The sequence below is a fragment of the Dokdonella sp. genome (assembly GCF_039926425.1).
Taxonomy (GTDB): Bacteria; Pseudomonadota; Gammaproteobacteria; order Xanthomonadales; family Rhodanobacteraceae; genus Dokdonella_A.
Genome location: NZ_JBDSWZ010000149.1, coordinates 1 through 20,085, shown reverse-complemented (window position 1 = coordinate 20,085; position 20,085 = coordinate 1). Strand labels below are relative to the sequence as shown.

General features: G+C 64.0%; 17 protein-coding genes. 4 read left to right on the top strand and 13 right to left on the bottom strand.

Going from position 1 to position 20,085, the window contains the following annotated elements; translation table 11 throughout:
* The 8 genes from ABIV12_RS09000 to ABIV12_RS08965 form a co-directional block, all read right to left on the bottom strand.
* Window positions 1-332: class II fructose-bisphosphate aldolase (locus tag ABIV12_RS09000; RefSeq protein ID WP_348058431.1), on the bottom strand; the 332-nt coding region annotated here is incomplete at its 3' end.
* A 61-nt stretch (window positions 333-393) separates the two neighbouring features.
* A complete protein-coding gene (locus ABIV12_RS08995; protein WP_348058429.1) occupies window positions 394-1,083 on the bottom strand; it encodes an HAD-IA family hydrolase in 690 nt (229 codons plus the stop codon).
* Window positions 1,080-3,143 carry a transketolase gene (gene tkt, locus ABIV12_RS08990; RefSeq protein ID WP_348058427.1) on the bottom strand — a complete coding sequence of 688 codons (2,064 nt, stop codon included), beginning with the start codon at window positions 3,141-3,143 and terminating at the stop codon, window positions 1,080-1,082. Before tkt ends, ABIV12_RS08995 begins: the two co-directional genes overlap by 4 nt.
* Window positions 3,140-4,021: a phosphoribulokinase gene (locus ABIV12_RS08985; protein ID WP_348058425.1), complete on the bottom strand. Its 882-nt coding sequence runs from the start codon at window positions 4,019-4,021 to the stop codon at window positions 3,140-3,142. The genes tkt and ABIV12_RS08985 overlap by 4 nt, the downstream gene beginning before the upstream one ends.
* A 21-nt stretch (window positions 4,022-4,042) precedes the next feature.
* The gene (locus tag ABIV12_RS08980; protein WP_348058423.1) at window positions 4,043-5,122 is read right to left on the bottom strand and encodes a class 1 fructose-bisphosphatase; all 1,080 of its coding nucleotides are present in this window, start codon (window positions 5,120-5,122) and stop codon (window positions 4,043-4,045) included.
* A 15-nt stretch (window positions 5,123-5,137) separates the two neighbouring features.
* The gene (cbbX, locus tag ABIV12_RS08975; protein WP_348058421.1) at window positions 5,138-6,079 is read right to left on the bottom strand and encodes a CbbX protein; all 942 of its coding nucleotides are present in this window, start codon (window positions 6,077-6,079) and stop codon (window positions 5,138-5,140) included.
* Between the two features lie 21 nt (window positions 6,080-6,100).
* Window positions 6,101-6,550 (bottom strand): ribulose bisphosphate carboxylase small subunit, encoded by a 450-nt coding sequence (locus ABIV12_RS08970; protein WP_348058419.1) that lies wholly within the window; start codon window positions 6,548-6,550, stop codon window positions 6,101-6,103.
* An 18-nt stretch (window positions 6,551-6,568) separates the two neighbouring features.
* Window positions 6,569-8,056: a ribulose-bisphosphate carboxylase large subunit gene (locus tag ABIV12_RS08965; protein WP_348058417.1), complete on the bottom strand. Its 1,488-nt coding sequence runs from the start codon at window positions 8,054-8,056 to the stop codon at window positions 6,569-6,571.
* 111 nt (window positions 8,057-8,167) lie between these two features.
* Between ABIV12_RS08965 and ABIV12_RS08960 the strand changes: the two genes are divergently transcribed.
* Window positions 8,168-9,172: a LysR substrate-binding domain-containing protein gene (locus ABIV12_RS08960; protein ID WP_348058415.1), complete on the top strand. Its 1,005-nt coding sequence runs from the start codon at window positions 8,168-8,170 to the stop codon at window positions 9,170-9,172.
* Between the two features lie 33 nt (window positions 9,173-9,205).
* Here the strand turns inward: ABIV12_RS08960 and ABIV12_RS08955 are convergent, their stop codons facing one another.
* The 3 genes from ABIV12_RS08955 to ABIV12_RS08945 all read right to left on the bottom strand — a co-directional run bounded on the left by ABIV12_RS08955 (window position 9,206) and on the right by ABIV12_RS08945 (window position 13,716).
* Window positions 9,206-9,514: a UBP-type zinc finger domain-containing protein gene (locus ABIV12_RS08955; RefSeq protein WP_348058413.1), complete on the bottom strand. Its 309-nt coding sequence runs from the start codon at window positions 9,512-9,514 to the stop codon at window positions 9,206-9,208.
* A gap of 19 nt (window positions 9,515-9,533) precedes the next feature.
* Window positions 9,534-11,240, bottom strand: a complete 1,707-nt coding sequence (locus tag ABIV12_RS08950) for an FAD-dependent oxidoreductase (RefSeq protein ID WP_348058411.1) — start codon at window positions 11,238-11,240, stop codon at window positions 9,534-9,536.
* A 244-nt stretch (window positions 11,241-11,484) separates the two neighbouring features.
* A complete protein-coding gene (locus ABIV12_RS08945) occupies window positions 11,485-13,716 on the bottom strand; it encodes a hypothetical protein (protein WP_348058409.1) in 2,232 nt (743 codons plus the stop codon).
* A gap of 414 nt (window positions 13,717-14,130) precedes the next feature.
* On the opposite strand from ABIV12_RS08945, the gene ABIV12_RS08940 reads away from it, so the two are divergent.
* The 3 genes from ABIV12_RS08940 to ABIV12_RS08930 are packed head-to-tail and all read left to right on the top strand — an operon-like array spanning window position 14,131 to window position 18,135.
* Complete coding sequence (locus ABIV12_RS08940) at window positions 14,131-14,583, top strand: (2Fe-2S)-binding protein (RefSeq protein WP_348058407.1); 453 nt, start codon at window positions 14,131-14,133, stop codon at window positions 14,581-14,583.
* Between the two features lie 25 nt (window positions 14,584-14,608).
* Window positions 14,609-16,789, top strand: coding sequence for a xanthine dehydrogenase family protein molybdopterin-binding subunit (locus ABIV12_RS08935; protein ID WP_348058406.1), 2,181 nt, complete (start codon window positions 14,609-14,611; stop codon window positions 16,787-16,789).
* A complete protein-coding gene (locus ABIV12_RS08930; RefSeq protein ID WP_348058404.1) occupies window positions 16,786-18,135 on the top strand; it encodes a cytochrome c in 1,350 nt (449 codons plus the stop codon). The genes ABIV12_RS08935 and ABIV12_RS08930 overlap by 4 nt, the downstream gene beginning before the upstream one ends.
* Window positions 18,136-18,167: 32 nt before the next feature.
* Here ABIV12_RS08930 and ABIV12_RS08925 read toward each other — a convergent pair whose 3' ends face one another.
* Both ABIV12_RS08925 and ABIV12_RS08920 read right to left on the bottom strand, forming a co-directional pair.
* Entirely contained in the window at window positions 18,168-18,818 is a 651-nt protein-coding gene (locus ABIV12_RS08925) for a GIY-YIG nuclease family protein (RefSeq protein ID WP_348058402.1), read from the bottom strand.
* 326 nt (window positions 18,819-19,144) lie between these two features.
* On the bottom strand, window positions 19,145-20,085 hold a 941-nt coding region (locus tag ABIV12_RS08920; RefSeq protein WP_348058397.1), incomplete at its 5' end, for a family 20 glycosylhydrolase.

The following is a 20,085-nucleotide window of genomic DNA, read 5'->3' as shown; positions in this document are numbered from 1 at the left end:
TCCGCCAGCAAGGAGCCGTCCATCATCACCGACGTGAAGCCCGAGCGGATCGACTGCTGGCAGACGTCGGGCGATGCACCGTGATCCTGGTGCAGCACCAGCGGAATGTCGGGATGCGATTCAACCGCGGCCAGCATCAGGTGACGCAGATAAGGCTCACCTGCGTATTTGCGTGCGCCCGCTGACGCTTGGAGGATCACCGGACTGTCGGTTTCCTGCGCTGCCTGCATGATCGCCTGGATCTGCTCGAGGTTGTTGACGTTGAACGCAGGCACGCCATAGCCGTTCTCTGCAGCGTGGTCGAGCAGTTGGCGCAAGCTGATGAAGGCCATGGCGAAGGGTTCCTTGCGTTGATGGAATGAAGGATCGGGGCGTCGCGAGAGCCGGCAGCACTCAACCGCACTCGACCGTCGTGGCTGCGCCGACGTACGCGGCCACCTCGTCGAGTGCGCCGATGATGTCGCAGCCGAGCTCCGACACCGGGCGGCCTTCGTTGTAGCCATGCGGAAGCACGACGATCGAACAGCCGGACGCCCGCGCCGCGAGAACGTCGTTCGACGAGTCACCGACCATCAGCGTGTCCGCCGGGAACGCACCCAAGGTGCGCATCGCGATCAGCAGTCGCTCCGGATGCGGCTTGGGCTGCGTCGCGGGATCGCCGCCGACGATCAGGTCCAGATGCTCCGCAAGACCGTAGTGACCAAGCGTCGCTTCGGCGGAACGCTGCAAGGCATTGGTGACGACCGCCGTGCGGATGCCGTTGGCGCGCAGCGCGCGCAGGCACCCGACACCGCCGGCGTAGACCGAACCGGACCGGCCAACGTGGGACAGGTATCCACTGAAGTAGTCATTCAACACGCGATCGACGAGCGCCTCGTCGTCGACGACGCCCTGGAGCGCCATCACCCGCGCAACCAGAGACCGCGCGCCCTTGCCGATGCGATTCTCGATCGTCTGCTCGTCGGTTGCCTCCAAGCCATTCGACTGCAACGAGGCGTTCAACGCCGCAGTGATGTCCGGCGCGGTATGCACAAGAGTCCCATCCATGTCGAACAGCACCGCTCGAAAACGTCGCGTGCTCATGCGGTCGCCTTCGACAGCAGCGAACGCACGTTCGAAACGAGGTTCGCCGCCGTGATGCCGAACAGTTCGAACAGCGCCGGCGCAGGAGCCGACTCGCCGAAGCGGTCGAGGCCGATCACGATGCCGCTCTCGCCGACGAAGCGGTGCCATGGCATCGTGCTGCCCGCTTCGATCGCGATGCGCGGCACGCCGGTCGGCAGAACCCGTTCGCGCCACTCCAATCCCTGGCTTGCGAACAGTTCCATGCACGGCATCGACACGACGCGCAGTCGGATGCCTTCGTGGCCGAGTTCGGCGCGCGCCTTCATCGCCAGATCCACTTCCGAGCCCGTCGCGATGGCCACCGCGTGCGGCTGGTCATCGTCGGCGAGGATGTAGCCACCGCGCGCAATGTCGGCAACCTGGATGTCTTCGCGGGGTTGGGGTGTCAGGTTCTGTCGCGACAGGATCAATGCGGTCGGTCCGTCGCGACGCGCGATCGCGGCAATCCATGCAGCAGCGGTCTCGGTCGCGTCGCAGGGTCGCCATACGCGCAGGTCCGGAATCAGACGAAGGCTCGTGACGTGTTCGACCGGCTGGTGTGTCGGGCCATCTTCGCCGAGACCGATCGAATCGTGCGTCAGCACGTGGATCACGCGCAGCCGCATCAGTGCGGCCATGCGGATCGCATTGCGGCTGTAGTCGGAAAACGTGAGGAACGTGCCGCCGTACGGAAGATACCCGCCGTGCAGCGCAATGCCGTTCATCACCGCGCTCATGCCGAACTCGCGCACGCCGTAGTTGATGTGATTGCCGTAGGCCGGGCCGTTGCCGTCGCGACGAACCGGAATGGCTCCCTTGAAGTTGGTCAGGTTGGAACCGGTGAGATCCGCCGAGCCGCCGAGCAGTTCCGGCAGCAGCGGCGCCAGTGCGTCAAGCGCATTCTGCGATGCCTTGCGTGTCGCGATCGTCTGCGCGGCAGCTTGCGTCTGTGCGATCAACGCGTGCGTCCGGTCGATGAAGTCGACAGGCAGGTCGCGCGCGATGCGTCGCTTCAACTCGGCCGCGAGCTCCGGAAACGCGCGTGCATACGCGTCGAAACGCAGCTGCCATTCGGACTCCAGCCGCTGGCCGGCCTTGCGCGCGTTCCATCGCGCACTTGTGTCTGCCGGAATCTCGAATGGCGCATGCGACCACCCGAGCGACGCGCGCATTGCAGCGAGGTCGTCGTTCCCGAGCGGTGCGCCGTGCACGTCGTGGCTGCCGGCCTTGCCCGGGCTGCCCTTTCCGATCACGGTGCGGCAGCACAGCAGGCTTGGCGCATCTCCCCGTGCGCGCGCCTCGACCAGTGCGCGCTCGATCGCCTGGGTGTCGTGACCATCAATCGCAGGCACCACGTGCCAGCCGTACGCTTCGAACCGCTTCGGCGTGTCGTCGGTGAACCAGTGCTTCACGTCGCCATCGATCGAGATGCCATTGTCGTCGTAGAAGCAGATCAGTTTGCCGAGGCCCAGCGTTCCGGCGAGCGACGCGACCTCGTGGCTGATGCCTTCCATCAGGCAACCATCGCCGAGGAACACGTAGGTGTGGTGATCGATCGGTGCGTGACCGTCGCGATTGAACTCGCGCGCCAGCAATGCTTCGGCGAGAGCCATGCCGACGCCGTTCGAAAGCCCTTGGCCGAGCGGGCCGGTGGTCGTCTCCACACCCGGCGTCATGCCGAGCTCGGGGTGGCCGGGTGTCTTGCTGTGCAGTTGGCGGAAGCGCTTCAATTCATCGAGCGGCAGGTCGTACCCGGTGAGGTGGAGCAATGCATACAACAGCATCGAGCCATGACCGTTCGACAACACGAAACGGTCGCGATTGATCCACGACGGATGCGCCGGGTTGTGGCGAAGATGCCGCGTCCACAACACCCATGCGATTTCGGCCATTCCGAGAGGTGCGCCAGGATGACCCGAGTTTGCCGCCTGCACCGCGTCGGCAGCGAGGAAACGGATGGCGTTGGTCATGTCGCGCTGCACCCGCTCGTCCGAATCGGCACGCGCCTGGATCGGCTCGAACAAAGAGGCCCGAGTCATGCCGAACCCGACCGGCGCTTGCGATCCATCAACTGCAGGATCAGCGGCGTGAAGATCAGTTCCATTGCGAGACCCATCTTGCCGCCGGGTGCGACGATCGTATTTGCGCGGCTCATGAAGGAATCGTGCAGCATGCTCAGCAGGTACGGGAAATCGATTCCGCGCGGGCTGGCGAAGCGAATCACGATGAAGCTTTCGTCCGCGGTCGGGATGTAGCGCGCGATGAAGGGGTTGGAGGTGTCGACGATCGGTACGCGCTGGAAATTCACATGCGTGCGCGAGAACTGCGGACAGATATGGCTCACGTAGTCGGGCATGCGCCGCAGGATCGTTTCGGTGACGGCCTCCTGGGTGTAACCGCGCATGCTCTTGTCGCGATGGAGCTTCTGGATCCACTCGAGGTTGAGCGTCGGCACGACGCCAACCAGCAGGTCTGCATGCTTGCCGACATCGATGTCGCCATCGACCGCAGCGCCATGCAGCCCCTCATAGAAAAGCAGATCGGAATTCGGAGGAACCTCTTCCCACGGCGTGAACGTGCCCGGCTGCTGCTGGTACGGGGCCGCTTCCCCTTCGTCGTGCAGATACTTGCGAAACCTGCCCTTGCCGGTCTGTCCATAGTCGCGGAACAGCGCCTCAAGCTCACGGAACAGGTTCGCTTCGGGTCCGAAATGACTGAAGTGCCGATTGCCCTCGCCTTCGGCCTTCTTCATCGCCGCGCGCATTTCGAGGCGGTCGTACAGATGGAAGGAGTCGCCCTCGACCATCTGCGCGTTGACACCTTCGCGTCGGAAGATGTTGACGAAGCTGGTCATGACCGTGGTGGTGCCGGCTCCCGAGGAACCGGTCACCGCAATCACGGGATGCTGGATGGACATGGCCGTTGTCTCCCTGGTGCGTCAGGCACGTGCTTCGGGGCGGAACAACGAACGCTCGTTGAACAGCGGTGAAATGAAGGGCTTGTCGGTGCCGGCGTCAAAGTTCTGATGGTACGACTCGATCCGTTCGACTTCCGCGCGCGAGCCCAGGACCACGCCGATGCGCTGATGCAGTTCTTCCGGCTGCTGGTCGAGCATCCGTGCGCGGCCGGTCGAGGCGGCACCGCCGGCCTGCTCGATCAACATGGCCATCGGATTCGCTTCGTACATCAGGCGCAGTCGACCGGCCTTCGAAGGATCCTTATTGTCGCGCGGATACATGAACACGCCGCCACGGATCAGGATGCGATGCACTTCGCCGACCATCGCGGCGATCCAGCGCATGTTGAAGTCGCGGCCGCGGGGTCCGGTCTTGCCAGCTTTGCATTCCTCCACATAGCGCTGCATCGGCGGTTCCCAGAAGCGCTCGTTCGACGCATTGATCGCGAACTCGCTGGTTTCCACCGGCACGCGCATGTCGGGGTGCGTCAGGATGAAATTGCCGATTTCGCGATCGAGCGTGAAGCCGTGCGTGCCCTGTCCGACGCTGAGCACAAGAATCGTTGACGGACCGTAGATTGCGTAACCCGCGGCAAGCTGCTTTTTTCCCGGCTGCAGAAAGTCGGGCAGTGCAGGCGCTGTTTCGTGAGGATGCTCCAGCACCGAGAAGATCGTGCCGATCGCGCTGTTGAGATCGACGTTGGCCGATCCATCGAGCGGATCGAACAGCAACAACAGTTTTCCGCGCGCGTATTCGGACGGAATCTCGAATGGCTCGTCCATCTCCTCGGACGCCATGCCGGCAACGAGTCCACCCCAGTCGCAGTGGCGCAGGATGATTTCGTTGGTCAGGACGTCGAGCGGTTTCTGCGCCTCACCTTGCACATTGACGGTGTCGAGCGTTCCCTGCTGGCCGGCGAGTGCGCCTTTGGCGGCAACTGCACTGATCGCCTTGATCGCCGCAGCGACGTCGACGAGCAACGCCGCAAGTGCCTGACGATCTGCCGAGTCCTTCAGTTGCTCGATCAGGAATTTTGACAGGGTGGTACGACCGTGCAGCATGAGACCTCTCCCGGTTCACGAACCCTTGACGTCTGAATGGTCGCGCCCGCCCTGGAACACGCGGCTGGCACGAATGTCTTCTTCCTTTATCGTCATGAGGCTGTTGCGATCCGGCGCTGCGTCCGTTGCCGAATTGGCGAACAAGCGACCGGCCTGTCGCAGGCGCGCCCGATCGATTGCATTGCGCATCGAGCGTGCGTTGGCAAAATGCGGCTGGGCGATGCGCAGCCCGATGTACTCGCGCAACGTTGCGAGCGCCGTTTCATCGAACCGGTAGTCGATGCGTTCGGCGATCAGCTGCGTGATCTGCAGCAGTTCGTCGACGCCGTAGTCGGGGAAATCGAGATGATGCGCGATGCGCGACGCAATGCCCGGATTGCTGTGGAAGAACGTTTCCATGCGCGGCTTGTAGCCGGCGAGGATCACGACGAGGTCGTCGCGCTGGTTCTCCATCACCTGCAACAGGATCTCGATCACTTCCTGGCCGTAGTCGCGCTCGTTTTCCGGGCGGTACAAGTAATACGCCTCGTCAATGAACAATACGCCGCCCAGCGCACGCTTGAGTACCTCTTTCGTTTTCGGCGCGGTGTGCCCGATGTACTGGCCGACCAGATCGTCACGTGTCACCGCGATCAACTGATTGCGCCGGATGTAGCCAAGCCGATGCAGGATTTCCGCCATCCGCAACGCAACCGTCGTCTTTCCGGTTCCGGGATTGCCGGTGAAACTCATGTGCAGGCTCGGAGCACCGGCGCCTTTGCCCAATCCCGCGGAGCGCCGGGCATTGTCGACAAGCAGCAGCGCGGCGATCTCTCGGATGCGCGACTTCACCGGCACCAGACCAACGAGGTCGGCGTTGAGCTTGTCGAAGACCTCGTCGATCCCGCTCTCGCGATACAGCGTCGCGAGGTCCGTCGGCTCGGTGGGCGCTGCGGCAGTGCCGGGTTCAGTGGTCATGGTCTTCGCGTCCCTCGACGATCAGGGCGTGTCGCTGTCGTAACGCTCACCTTCCGGCTTGTCGGCGGCGTAGCTGGTGACCGTATAGCGGATCTGGCGACCATCGACTTCCTGCCGCACCAAGGCGAAGCCTGGCTCGTGCTTTGGGCGGTTGACGATATAACTCATTGCCGGGCTTTCCACGCCGCGCGTGGAATCGAACGCCATCACGCGGATGTAGTGGTTGGGAAACGTTGTCCGACACTCGTTGATCTCCTTCAGGATCGCGGCGGGATCCTTCAGGTCGAACATCGGATTCCCGTACATGTCCCAGTAGGTGTTGCGCGGATGCGGATCGTCGGTGTATTCGACGCTCACCGCCCAGCCATGGCCGAGCGCGTAGTTGATCTGCGCGGTGATCTGCACGTCGGTGAGATCGGGCAGGAACGAAAACTGCCCCTGCGTGATGCGGTTGCCGGTGTTGGTCATCATGGCGACGTTCTCCTCGGGTCAGGCGCTGGCGGTCGTGGTCGGCACGAAGTCGGGTGTGTCGGTCGACTCGTAGTTGAAACTGATGTCCTTCCACGTGTCGAGCGCCGCCTGCAACGGCTTGCAGGTTTTCGCGGCTTTCTCGAGGATTTCCGGGCCCTCGCGGAAGTAATCCTTGCCTTCATTGCGCGCAAGGATCATCGCTTCGAGCGCAACACGATTGGCGGTCGCGCCAGCCTGGATGCCCATCGGATGGCCGATCGTGCCTCCGCCGAACTGCAGGATCACGTCTTCGCCGAGGTAGTGGATGAGCTGGTGCATCTGCCCGGCGTGGATTCCACCCGACGCGACCGGCATCACCTTGTTGAGCGACGCCCAGTCCTGGTCGAAGAAGAGTCCATGTTCGAGGCTCTTCTCGTTGCGCGTTTCGCGCAGCGTGTCGTAGAAGCCCTTGATCATCAGCGGATCGCCCTCGAGCTTGCCGACGACCGTGCCTGCGTGGATGTGGTCGACGCCAGCCATGCGCATCCACTTGCAGATGACGCGGAAATTCATGCCGTGATTTTTCTGGCGCGAGTAGGTCGAGTTACCGGCGCGATGCAGATGCAGGATCATGTCGTTCTTGCGCGCCCACTTCGCCATCGACTGGATCGCGGTATAGCCGATCACCAGGTCGATCATGATGATGACGGAACCGAGCTCCTTGGCGAATTCCGCACGCTCGTACATGTCCTCCATCGTGCCCGCGGTGACGTTCAGGTAATGCCCCTTGACCTCGCCGGTGGCGGCGGACGCCTTGTTCACGGCCTCCATGCAATAGAGGAAACGGTCGCGCCAGTGCATGAAGGGCTGGCTGTTGATGTTCTCGTCGTCCTTGACGAAATCGAGACCGCCCTTGAGGGCTTCGTAGACGACGCGGCCGTAATTGCGCGCGGACAGGCCGAGTTTGGGCTTCGTCGTCGCGCCGAGGAGAGGGCGTCCGAATTTGTCGAGACGTTCGCGCTCCACGACGATGCCGGTGGCCGGCCCCTGGAACGTTTTCAGGTAGGCCACCGGGATGCGCATGTCTTCGAGGCGCAGCGCCTTGACCGCCTTGAAGCCGAACACGTTGCCGATGATCGATGCAGTGAGGTTGGCGATCGAGCCGCCTTCGAACAGGTCGAGGTCGTACGCGATGTACGCAAAATACTGCTGCTCGGTCTGCGTCCCGGGTCCGGTGTTCGGCACAGGATCGACGCGGTATGCCTTGGCGCGGTAGAGCTCGCACGCGGTCAGGCGGTCGGTCCACACCACCGTCCACGTTGCTGTGGAGGATTCGCCCGCGATCGCCGCGGCCGCTTCCTCGGAGTCGACGCCTGCCTGCGGCGTGATGCGGAACAGCGCGATCACGTCCGTGTCGAGCGGCTCGTAGTCCGGCTGCCAGTAACCCATCTGCTTGTACGGCAATACGCCAGCCTTGTAGCGGTCGACGGGCGCATCGGAAGGAGCGGATTTGTCCAGTGCATTCATGGCGGGTTCCCTGGTCGGACGGGTGCCGGCGACTGCGGCGTGCACTGACAGTAGGACGGGCCTATCATCACTGACAGTCAATATTTCTGACCGATGCATAAGGCATTACTTATGATTCGCCGAATCACCTTTCGCCAGCTGCAGATCTTCTGTGCAGTGACGCGCCTTCAAAGCTTCGTGCGCGCGAGCGAGGAACTGCATCTGACCCAGCCGGCGGTGTCGATGCAGGTCAAGCAGCTGGAAGACGCCGTTGGAATGCCGCTGATCGATCGCGTCGGCAAGCGCGTTGCGCTGACCGAAGCGGGTCGGCATTTCCACGACCATGCAGCACGCGTACTGGGCGAACTGCACGACGCGGAGGAAACGCTCAGCCAGCTGAAGGGATTGCGCGGCGGCACCGTCACCGTGGGAATGGTCAGCACCGCGAAATACTTCGTGCCGAAACTGCTGGCCCGCTTCACCGCGCAGTACCCGGATGTGGAGCTGCGCCTGATGACGGGGAATCGCGGCACCCTGCTCGGCTACCTGCATCGCAACGAGATCGATCTCGCGGTGATGGGTCGGCCGCCACGCGAAATGCAGATGGTTGCCGAAGCGTTCGCCCAGCACCCTTATGTATTCATCGCGCCGACCGACCACCGGCTCGCCGGCGCCACGAACATCGATCTGTTCGACATGCGTGACGAAACGATGCTGCTGCGCGAGCCGGAATCAGGCACGCGCATCCTCAACGACGACTATTTCCGGAAGTGCCTGTTCACGCCCAGACGAAAGATCGAGATGGGCAGCAACGAGACGATCAAGCAGGCGGTGATGGCCGCCATGGGTCTCGCGCTGCTGTCGCAACACACGCTCGGACTGGAGCTCAAGCACCGCGCGATCGCCATTCTCGATGTTGCCGATACGCCGATCATGCGGACCTGGCACATCGCGCACCAGACAGAAAAGCGTCACTCGCCAGTTGCGAAAGCGATGCGCGATTTCGTGCTTGAGCACGGCGGCGACTTCCTGCGGTCGGAGTTCGCGCCGGTGCGTGAGAAGCCGGCGAAGCCTCGGGGATCGGTTAGCGCTGAGCGCCGGCCACGCAAGCGCGCCCGGCCTGCGGGCCTGGCGTAGGCCCGACGTGTTTGCGCGGCCGGAACACGTGCGTCAGTAATACCTCGGAATCGGCCCGCGCTGCGGCGTGGCACGATCGGACAGATCAAGCATCACTTCGTCGACGTAGCACCAGCCCCAGCCTTCGGGTGGATCGTAACCCTCGATGACCGGATGTTTCGTCGCGTGGTAATGCTTCGTCGCGTGACGGTTCGGCGAATCGTCGCAGCAGCCGACATGGCCGCACGTGCGGCACAACCGCAGGTGCAGCCAGATCGAACCGATTTTCAGGCATTCCTCGCAGCCGAGTGCGCTTGGCGTGACATCGCGGATCGTGTCGAGATGAGTGCAGTCGTCGGACATCGTTTGTTCTCCGTTCGGATCAGGAAGAAAGGGTCGCGACCTCGGCGAGATACGCGTGCAGCGCCTGCACAACCTGGGCGCCTTCGCCGATCGCGCCGCCCACCCGCTTGACCGAACCGGAGCGTACGTCACCGACGGCGAACACGCCCGGCACGCTCGACTCGAGCGGCGACACCGACGCGGAACGGCCATTGATGGTGGCGCCCGTGACGACAAATCCGCCTTTGTCGAGGCTCACTCCGCAACCGTCGAGCCAGCCCGTTGCCGGATCTGCGCCGACGAACAGGAACACGTTGCGGATGTCGCCTGCCTCGTCGGCGGCGCGCGCGTGGTCGCGCCAGCGAACGCGTTCGAGTCCGCCGTCGGCGGTTCCTTCAAGTGCCACGATCTCCGTTCGCGTCATCAACTCGATGTTCGATGTCGCGCCAATGCGATCGATCAGGTAGCGCGACATGCTCGCAGCGAGACCGTCACTGCGCACCATCATGCGCACCGATTTCGCATGACCGGAAAGAAACACGGCCGCCTGACCCGCCGAGTTGCCGCCACCGACAAGGACGACGTCCTGACCGGCGCACAGCTTGGCCTCGATCGGCGAGGCCCAGTACCAAACGCCGCGACCTTCGAAAACCGACAGGTCGGGGATGTTCGGTCGCCGGTAGCGGGCGCCGCTGGCGACAACGACCGCGCGTGCGCTGATCTTCTCGCCCACATCGAGTTCGAGCGTGAAGGCGCCTTCCGCCCGCGTGCAATCGAGCGACTTCACCTCGGCGGGAATCAGCATCTCGGCGCCGAACTTCTCCGCCTGCACGAACGCGCGGCCGGCGAGCGCCTGGCCGGAAATGCCGGTCGGGAATCCGAAATAGTTCTCGATGCGCGCACTCGCCCCCGCCTGGCCGCCATACGATCGGGCATCGACGACGATCGCGGAAAGACCTTCGGATGCCGCATACACCGCTGTCGCAAGGCCCGCTGGGCCTGCACCGACGATGGCGACGTCATACACCGACTGCTGGCGCGGATTGCCGATCAAACCGATCTGCCGGGCGACATCTGCGCTGGTGGGATTCTTCAGGACGCTGCCATCGGGACACACGACGAGCGGAAGCTCGTCAGGTGACCCCGCATGCCGCGCAATCAGGCAGCGCGATTCGGGCTGGTCAGGATCGAGAAGATGATGCGGCAGGCCGTTGCGGATCAGGAAATTCTGCAGATGCAGGATCCCGGCGGAATTCGCTGCGCCGATCAGCACAGGACCGCCGGTGCCGCCCTGGATCAGCCCGACGCGCCGAAGGATCAGCGCGCGCATGACGCGTTCGCCGAGCTCGGCCTCGGCAATCAGAAGCGCGCGCAATTTTTCGCCAGTGATATGGATCGCCTCGACGTCGCCATCCGCGTGGGCGTCGACCAGCGCCGGACCATTTGCCAGTGTTCCGACTTCGGCGACGAAGTGGCCGGGTCCCTGGTCGGCGACCGGCGAGATATGGCCAAGCCCGTCGCGCTGCGTGATCGTCACGTGTCCGGACAGCACGATGAACATGCCGGGGCCGTGGTCGCCGGTGTTGAACAACGTCTCGCCGCTCTTGTAGGACTTCTGTTGTCCGAAGCGCCGCAGCCGACCGATCTCCGTGGAGGTCAGCTGGGGAAACGTCTGATCGTGCCGCGGATTCAGCGCTGCGGACGACGCGGGGCGATCGCCGATCTCGACCAACATCTCGTTCGCCATGCAAGCCTCGGACTGCAAAGGGGTGGCCTCGAACGACGACGGCATGTGCCGGAGCGTCGATTCGAGGCCGCACGAGTTTAGCGTCAGAAGGACTGCAGGCGGTCCGGTCGTCGACGATGCGATCGACGCGAGCATGGAGACCCGCGCGAACGCCTTGGCTTGCCGTGTTGCGTGCGATGGTCTTCCCGCCCCCGACCTGCAGCCCCTTTTTCCCCAAATGGAAAAAGATGTCGTTGCGACGTTCTCAGTCGAAACCGTTGCCGAACACGTCGTCGCTGTGGTCGCGCCACCATTCGAGCAAGCTCACCAGCGCAGCGGGCGTGTTCTGTGCCGGAGGCATCGCCGCCTGGTTGGTGTGATTGACGCCGTGGCAGCCGTCGCAGGCGCGCACTTCCCCCGGTTGCACATTGAGCCAGTAGCGTTCGCGCACGACACCCTCGCCCGTTGGACTCGTGGTCTGCCAGGTCATTGCACGGCGCGCCGGCACGATCACCGCCGTCGATCCATCCGCGGCGATCGCGACACTGCCGGGAGGCGCGCCGCTTGTCGGCGGCATGAAGGTGAACGCATCGGCATCGTGCAGCGGACGCGCGAGCACGCGCCGGCCGTCGTCGGGCGTGCTGGTTCCACCCATTCCGCGCACCTGGTCGCCCTCGAAGAACTGCATCCACGCAATGTCGTAGAGCTGACCGCCGCTGCCGACGGTCTGTGTACCGCCCGGCACACGCAGGTTGTACGGCTGCTGGCGGTCGGCGGCGTCGCGCGAGGTGACGTTGCGACTCACCAGCACACCAAGCCCACGTGCCTTGAGGAATGCGCGGAACGCGTCCGGGTCGACGCCCGCCGCGGCAAACGCGGCAATCTCGGGCGCCGACAAGGCCGCGACAGCGGTGTTTGGCGGAACGGCATGGCTGCGCACTTCGACCGGCGACAGCTCCCACATCGGGCCGTTGTAACTGACGAGCACGTCGGGATCCCAATACGCGACCGACTTGCTGATCCCTGCCGTCAGGGCTTCGGCAGGCGTGGCCTGCCCGCCCGCGAAGGTCACCCGTTGCAACCGGAATGTGTAATTGGACACCGGGTTCGGCCGCGTGCCGGCGTTGTAGGCGGCGGCCCACTGGTCGGTGTACGCGGCCACCATCTGGCCGTCCGCCAGCGGCAGCGGATTTCGGTAGCGCCCGGCGAATCCGGCCGGCGACGCATCGAACGTTGCTGCGGCGCTGCGCGGCGCGTGGTAGTCGATCAACAGCTCAGCCGGGTTCGACGTCGGCGCCGCGTCGATCGACACCAGCTGGCCGGACGCATGGGTATAGAACTCCGGCGCGTCGATCGCGTAGTAGCGTCCCGGGTGGGTCGGGTCTTCTGCCAGTTGCAGCAGGTTCTCGACCGGATTCACATTGGGGCGGCCGGAGACCTCATCGATGAAATCATCGAGTGCCGGATCGTTCGTGATGCTGCGCTCGAAGTACGCCTGCAGTTCGTGGCGTCCGACATGGTTGAGCGTCTCTTCGGTGGTTCCGTCCTGGTTGAGCTGCCACGGAAAGAAGAAATTGAAGCGATGTCCGCTGAGGTTGGAGCCGGCGGTCGCGAACAGCGGCTCGGGGTAGACCTCGGGACCGCGTGGCACGCGCGTCGCATTCGCTGCTTCGCTCACGTAGTCGAACGTGCCGTAGATTGACGCTTGCCCCGCCCCTTCCGCATCGGCATCCGCTGCGGCCTGCTGGTCGGTCTGAAGATGGTCCCAGCGCGTGACGAGCAGTCGACCGTAGCTGTCGACCAGCGGCCCGAAGGATCCCGATGGCGAATGCTGCAGGATCGTCAGCGCTCCGCCGGCGGACAGCTTCCACAAACCGGTTGTCGTCGGTGCGGATTCGTACTCGTCGAGCTGCGGGTACAGGTGTCGCTGGCCGTTGCGCGGACGGTCGCTGGCGAAGATCAGGCTGCCGTCGGATGCGTAGACCGGCTCGACGTTGTTGCTGTCGGAGGGCTGGTTCGCGACACGCGTGATCACCACCGTCTGACCAGGGCCGAAGCCGCTGACTTCGTACATCTGCCAGTACCAGACGCCCTGCTGGTACTGCGCGGTCGGCGCGCCGATCACCATGCTGAAGACCGCGCGTGTGCCATCGAAACTGACGGCAGGGTCGCGCACGGCGATCGCGTTTGCACCCTGCTGACCCGCGTTGCCGTAACCCGCTTCCTGGGTCAGGTTGCGCAACGTTCCGTTGGCGTAACGGATCCACAGATCGCCACCGCGCGCCGCTGTCTCGACGTTGCCGAGATGGTTCGCAAATACCGAACCGATTGACGCAAAGTCGGCTGGAACCGGCACTTGGGTGACGAACAGGATCGGATTGGCGAGTGCAGACGACGCTTCTGAAGATACAAGCACACCCGATGCCACGATCATTGCGACGACCATCTCGCGCATCGCGCGCACAAACGCCTGACATTCCACTGTCTTACTGCTCATTTTCCTCTCCCCTGACCCATTGCAGGCACGCCTGCTTCCCCCCGCGCACGCGGGGTCTCTCCCTTCCATACGCGATTGTGGGCCGACAAGTGCCAAATGCTGGCGACTGCATTCCAGTTCGAGGGTCCAGCCTTGCAAGCAACAGCGTGAAACACGCAGGACACGACGACGGATCGAGAGGCGGTCCGATCGCGCGTCACATTCTTCGAGCCCTTCGTGGTTGCGGCTGTTGCGCAGTTGCTCAGGCCTGGGGGCAGAGGACCGCGCGACGAAGCGCGTTGATTGGCGCAAACTGCGGCAGACACGCCGCGACGGGCGTTCGGGATCCAAGCCGCATCGACCTGATCCTCCGTCCAGCGTCCAGCCAACCGCGCGCCTGTCTGATCACGGGCGCGCGACCAGCCAGAGGTCCGCATGATCACCTTCAACATCAATGGGCAGTCGCGCGAGATCGACGCCCCTGCCGACATGCCGCTGCTGTGGGTGTTGCGCGACCTCATCGGGCTCACCGGCACGAAGTTCGGATGCGGCATCGCGCAATGCGGCGCATGCACCGTGCATGTCGACGGCGCGCCGGTGCGGTCGTGCCTGCTGCCGGTCGGGTCGATCGGAACCCGCGCGATCACCACGGTCGAGGCCATCGGCGCGACGCCGGTCGGCGAAAAGGTGCAGAACGCGTGGCTCGCGCTCGAAGTCGTCCAGTGTGGCTATTGCCAGTCCGGTCAGATCATGTCCGCGGTCGCGTTGCTCACCGCAAAGCCGAATCCGGATGACGCCGACATCGACGCGGCAATGGCCGGCAACATCTGCCGCTGCGGAACCTACGTGCGCATCCGCGATGCGATCAAGCAGGCCGCGAAGTCCTGATCCGATGTTGACCGGAGAATCGACCATGTCCAAATCCGTTCCCGATTCCGCGCTGCTGCCGTCGACGTCGCGTCGTGCGTTCCTGCAATCCGGAATCGCTGCAGGCGCCACCGTGCTGTTACTTGGCTTCCGCATTCCGTTGGCCGGTGCCGACGACAAGACGGCGGACGCCGCGTTCGCGCCGAACGCGTTCATCCGCATCGACGACCATGGCGCGGTGACGCTGATCATGCCGCAGGTCGAAATGGGCCAGGGCATCTACACCGGCATCGCGATGATCCTCGCCGAGGAACTCGACGTGGACTGGAATCGCGTCGCGGTCGATCATGCGCCGTCGAACGAGAAGCTGTATGCCAACCCTGCGTTCGGAATCCAGGCGACAGGCGGATCGACCTCCGTCCGCGCGTTCTGGATGCCGCTCCGCAAGGCCGGAGCGACCGCCCGTGCGATGCTGGTCGGCGCCGCCGCGCAACGCTGGAAGGTCGATCCTTCGACCTGCTCGACCACAAACAGCGAAGTGCTGCATGCGGCAACGTCGCGACGGTTTTCATACGGCGAACTGGCCAGCGCTGCCGCTACGATCGCGCCGCTGAAAGATCCACCGCTCAAGGCCGACGCTGATTTCAGGTTCATCGGCAAATCCCTCAAACGCCTCGACACGCCGGACAAGGTCAATGGCAAGGCGCAGTACGGCATCGACGCGATGCCGCCCGGTGTGAAGTTCGCGACACTCGCCCAATGCCCGGTGTTCGGCGGCAAGGTCGGCAAGGTGGACGACACCCGTGCGAAAGCGATGGCGGGCGTGCGCCAGGTGATCGTTCTGGACAACCTGGTCGCCGTCGTCGGCGATCACATGTGGGCGGCGAAACAAGGATTGGAAGCGTTGGACATCGTGTGGGACGAAGGTCCGAATGCGAATGTCGATTCCGCCGCCATCTGGGCACAGCTTCGCGCAAGCAGCGAGAACGAAGGCGCAGTGTCGAAAGCCGAGGGCGACAAGGCCAAGGCAATCGGCGGCGGCGACCGTCTCGATGCGGCATACGAGTTGCCGTTCCTCGCGCACGCGACGATGGAACCGATGAACTGCACGGTCCACGTCACGGCCGACGCCTGCGAAGTCTGGGTCGGCACCCAGGTGCTGGCGCGTGCGCAGGACATTGCAGCCAAGGTCACCGGGCTGCCGGTCGAGAAAATCACCGTGCACAATTTCCTGATTGGTGGCGGTTTCGGGCGACGCCTTGAAGTCGACATGGTGGAAACAGCCGTGCGCATCGCCCAGCAGGTCGATTCGCCGGTCAAGGTCGTGTGGTCGCGCGAAGAAGACATCCAGCACGCCGTCTATCGACCGGTCTACCGCAATCTGCTGTCGGCGAGCGTCGCCGACGGACGCATCGTCGGATGGAAACACCGCATCACCGGCGCCGCGATCATCGCCCGCTGGTTGCCGCCTGCATTCCAGAAAGGCGTCGACATCGACGCCATCGATGGCGCGAACGAGATTCCGTACGACATCCCGAACCTGCAGATCGAGTACACGCGCGACGAGCCGAAAGCGGTCCCGACCGGCTTCTGGCGCGGCGTCGGCCCAAACAACAACATCTTCGCGATCGAGAGTTTCATCGACGAACTCGCGATGAAGGTCGGCAAGGATCCGCTCAGCTTCCGTCGCGGCATGTTGGCCAAGAATCCACGCATGCTCGCGGCGCTGGATCACGTGATCGCCAAGTCCGGCTGGTCCGATCCGCTGCCCGCACGAACCGGTCGCGGCATTGCGGCGCAGTTTGTCTTCGGCAGCTACCTCGCAACCGTCGCCGAAGTGGAGGTGGCCACGAATGGCGACGTGCGCGTCCATCGCATCGTGTGTGCGGTCGACACTGGCATCGTGGTCAATCCGGACAGCGTGATCGCGCAGATCCAGGGCGGCCTGATCTTCGGACTGACCGCGGCGTTGTACGGCGAGATCACGATCGACAAGGGCCGCGTGCAGCAAAGCAACTTCAACGACTACCGCATGCTGCGCATCGACCAGACGCCAAAGATCGAAGTGCACCTGATCGCGAGCGGTGAAATGCCGGGCGGAATCGGCGAAACCGGCGTGACCGCTGCTCCGCCGGCCGTTGGCAACGCGATCTATGCGGCAACCGGCATTCGCCTGCGACGATTGCCGATCGACCGAGACGCTCTCGCGGCAGGGGCGAAGGCATGAGCGGCTCGCGTGTTTTCAGGTTCATCGGCATCTTGATTGCGATCGTGGCCGTCGCCGGTATCGCGGTCCTCGCGTTTTATGCAACGCGTCCCGGACCGATGGCGTTCGCGTCGGGCAAACCGGTCGCACTCGGTGCCTATGAGGGCCATCCAACCGGTGTGCCGGCGGATTTTTCGTCCACCGATGCCATCGCCCGCGGACGCTACCTGACGCAGGCGGCCGACTGCCAGGCCTGCCATACCACCGAAGGCGGAACACCGTTCGCGGGCGGCCGCGCATTCAAGTTTCCGTTCGGCACGATGTATTCGCCAAACATCACGCCTGACGCCAATACCGGCATCGGGCAATGGACCGATGCGGAATTCCTCAAGGCGATGCACGACGGCATCGGGCGCGGCGGCAAGAAGCTCTATCCCGCATTTCCTTACGCCGCATATACGTATGTCACCGACGACGACGTGCTGGCGATCAAGGCCTACCTGTTTTCGCTGACGCCGGTTGTGAGCACAGCGCGTGCGAACGACCTGGTGTTTCCGTTCAACCAGCGGAGCCTGATGACGGTGTGGTCGGGCCTGTTCAATCCGGGCAGGCGCTTCGAGCCACGGGCCGAACAGACTGCTGCGTGGAATCGCGGCGCCTATCTCGCCGAAGGGCTCGCGCACTGCGGTGAATGTCATACGCCGCGCAATCTGATGCAGGCGCTCGACAACTCCGACAAGTTTGCCGGTGCACTGACCGGTGGCTGGCGTGCGTACAACATCACGGGCGATCAGGCATCCGGCGTCGGCGCCTGGAGCGAGGCGGATATCGGAAGTTATCTCGCGCAAGGCCACGCCGCCGGACGTGGAACGGCCTCGGGACCGATGGCGGAGGCGGTCGACATCAGCTTCTCGAACATGACGCCAACCGACATTGCCGCGATCGTCACCTACGTTCGCAGCGTTCCCGCACGCGAGTCGAACGACTTGCCTGCACCGCGAACCATCGTCGCGTCCGCGGATCCGAAGGAGAGCACCGTGGCCACGGTCGACGTGCGTGGCCAACAGGTCTTTGCCGGAGCATGCGCGAGCTGCCACGGATGGACCGGCGTGAGCCCACTGTCGACGCGAGCGACGTTGACTGGAACGCGCGCTGTGAACGACCCGCGTGCAACCAACGTCGCACAAGTGGTGCTGCACGGGTCGGGAGCGATGAGCGCGGTCGGAACGCTGGCCATGCCGGGTTTCGGCGCGTCCTACAACGACGACGAAGTCGCTGCGGTCGCCAACTATGTGACCGGCCGATTCGGCGTGCAGGCGTCTGCGTTGACGGCGGACGATGTGCGCAAGTTGCGCGCGTTGGAGTAGTCGATCCGGTTCCGCTCCGTCGGAAATGCGGGCTAGAGCGTCCAGTCGCCGGTGGCAGCCGCGCGTCTCGCAACCTGCCATGCGACGACGTCGGTCGGTACGTGCGGGGTGAAGTCGATGTTCAGCGCGACCATCGCATCGAGCGCATCGCCCAGGCTGCGCTCGTAGCGGGTGGCTCCGTCGGATTTCTCGCCAGCGGGGTTGTGCCGCTCGAATTCGATCAGGTCGAGCATGCGCCTCGTCCACGCGAACAGCAGGTCCGTCCGGTCGATCAGCACCGTCCGCAGCCACGCGCTCGCTGGCCGATGGACGACGAGCCCGGATCTCTCGGCATGAACTGCTGCGGATGCCACGGCGTCGTCGAGAACGCCGCGAAACCATTCGTTCGATCCACCGGCGGAAGCCGGCACGCGCAGGGGAGCCAATGATGTGTACGCCGAAAACTCGGACAGCAGGGATCGCTCGATGCGACGTGCATCACTGACGCGATCGGTGGCGACGAGAATGCCGCGGTCCAGGTCGAAGAATTCGAAAAAGCGCCGATGCAAGGTCTGCCAGCGCTCGACCGGGTCGCGGCTGAAGCCGATCTTGAACTGCGTGTCGTCACGGCGCGGCAACACATAGACAAAAGCCTCGCCGCGCGCGAGTCGACGGGGAACGCCGGGGTCTTCATCAGGTCGCATGCGGTCATGGTGGGCCGCGCGCGCCTCGCTTCGCAACTGCAACACCACGGTCAGGCAACGCGAGGGTCGTCGCGAACGTCGTGATTTGCGCGGCCATCAACACCTCGACCCTCTCCATACGTCATTCACGCGAAAGCGGGAATCGCTCCTCGATCCACGCGAACATCCACGGCCAACGAGTGCGACACGCACCAAGGTCGCCCGAGCGCGCACGAAGAGCGCTTCCCGCTTTCGCGGGAATGACGTCATGGACGGAAGTTCCCAGCCGGCGCAGGACTCCCCCTTTGCGTGGACAGACAAAACGTAGCTCGCGGCCACTGAAGCGCTTACGGGCGCTTCGGCACCAGTCGAATCGTGTCGATCGCCCAGAGTGGATCAAGTCCGGTTCCTGCGAACACGAAACACAGATCGTGACGTCCTGACTGCGCGGGGATCAACGCATCGAGGATCGTCGTTCCGCTGCTGCGGATCGCCGGCGCGAGCGGCAGTCGCGAGAACACGGATCCGTTGCAACCGTCGAGTTTGACCTGCAATTCGCCTTCAGGTGACCGACTGATCGGGCGAGGCCAGATGTTCGCGGCGTCCTTGCCGAGCTGGAAGTTGTACGGGACCTGGCCGACCGTGACCGAAATGGCCGCGATGCCGTCGAGTGGTGCCTGCTCGTAGATCCAGCATGGATCGAACAGGTCGACGTCGAAGAACGCACGCTCGCCGTCCATCGGCGCATCGTCTTCCAGCCGCAGACGCAGCGTTCCACGGCAGGGTTTGAGCGCATCGCTCGATCGGCGCAGCAGATCCGCGGCATCGAGTGAGTGCGTGGAGACTGCGCTGACCCGACGATCATTCACGAACGCCGCGGCGCGCACGACCGATCCGACCGGAACCTGCAAAGCCGCGAGAAAACGTGGCGACCGCGCATCCGGATCACCGCCATCGATCGTGTAGTGGATCGGCACATCGACCTGGTTCGACAGCGTCGTTGCGACCTGTCCGGCCGAGCCGTCGACGGCGTCGGCGAAACGCACCTCGAAAGCGCTGGACGCAGCCGCGACATCGCGTTGCGTGTAACGATCCAGCTGTGCCGAGAGACGTGCAACGAAACCCGTCCAGTCGTGCGTTTGCGCCGGCGACCACAGCACCTCGGCCAATGCGGCAACGCGAGGAAACGCCGCATGCTCGACCATTGCCGTGGTTCGCATGTGCTCGGTCCACAGGTTCGCCTGGGCACCCAGAACATGGCGCGCAGAGACCGCATCCATTGCGCGAG

Bases quoted from the DNA above. Each gene is read 5' to 3' on its own strand.
- ABIV12_RS08995 (WP_348058429.1), bottom strand. From the start codon at position 1,083: ATGAGCACGCGACGTTTTCGAGCGGTGCTGTTCGACATGGATGGGACT.
- tkt (WP_348058427.1), bottom strand. From the start codon at position 3,143: ATGACTCGGGCCTCTTTGTTCGAGCCGATCCAGGCGCGTGCCGATTCG.
- ABIV12_RS08985 (WP_348058425.1), bottom strand. From the start codon at position 4,021: ATGTCCATCCAGCATCCCGTGATTGCGGTGACCGGTTCCTCGGGAGCC.
- ABIV12_RS08980 (WP_348058423.1), bottom strand. From the start codon at position 5,122: ATGCTGCACGGTCGTACCACCCTGTCAAAATTCCTGATCGAGCAACTG.
- cbbX (WP_348058421.1), bottom strand. From the start codon at position 6,079: ATGACCACTGAACCCGGCACTGCCGCAGCGCCCACCGAGCCGACGGAC.
- ABIV12_RS08970 (WP_348058419.1), bottom strand. From the start codon at position 6,550: ATGATGACCAACACCGGCAACCGCATCACGCAGGGGCAGTTTTCGTTC.
- ABIV12_RS08965 (WP_348058417.1), bottom strand. From the start codon at position 8,056: ATGAATGCACTGGACAAATCCGCTCCTTCCGATGCGCCCGTCGACCGC.
- ABIV12_RS08960 (WP_348058415.1), top strand. From the start codon at position 8,168: ATGATTCGCCGAATCACCTTTCGCCAGCTGCAGATCTTCTGTGCAGTG.
- ABIV12_RS08955 (WP_348058413.1), bottom strand. From the start codon at position 9,514: ATGTCCGACGACTGCACTCATCTCGACACGATCCGCGATGTCACGCCA.
- ABIV12_RS08950 (WP_348058411.1), bottom strand. From the start codon at position 11,240: ATGGCGAACGAGATGTTGGTCGAGATCGGCGATCGCCCCGCGTCGTCC.
- ABIV12_RS08945 (WP_348058409.1), bottom strand. From the start codon at position 13,716: ATGAGCAGTAAGACAGTGGAATGTCAGGCGTTTGTGCGCGCGATGCGC.
- ABIV12_RS08940 (WP_348058407.1), top strand. From the start codon at position 14,131: ATGATCACCTTCAACATCAATGGGCAGTCGCGCGAGATCGACGCCCCT.
- ABIV12_RS08935 (WP_348058406.1), top strand. From the start codon at position 14,609: ATGTCCAAATCCGTTCCCGATTCCGCGCTGCTGCCGTCGACGTCGCGT.
- ABIV12_RS08930 (WP_348058404.1), top strand. From the start codon at position 16,786: ATGAGCGGCTCGCGTGTTTTCAGGTTCATCGGCATCTTGATTGCGATC.
- ABIV12_RS08925 (WP_348058402.1), bottom strand. From the start codon at position 18,818: ATGCGACCTGATGAAGACCCCGGCGTTCCCCGTCGACTCGCGCGCGGC.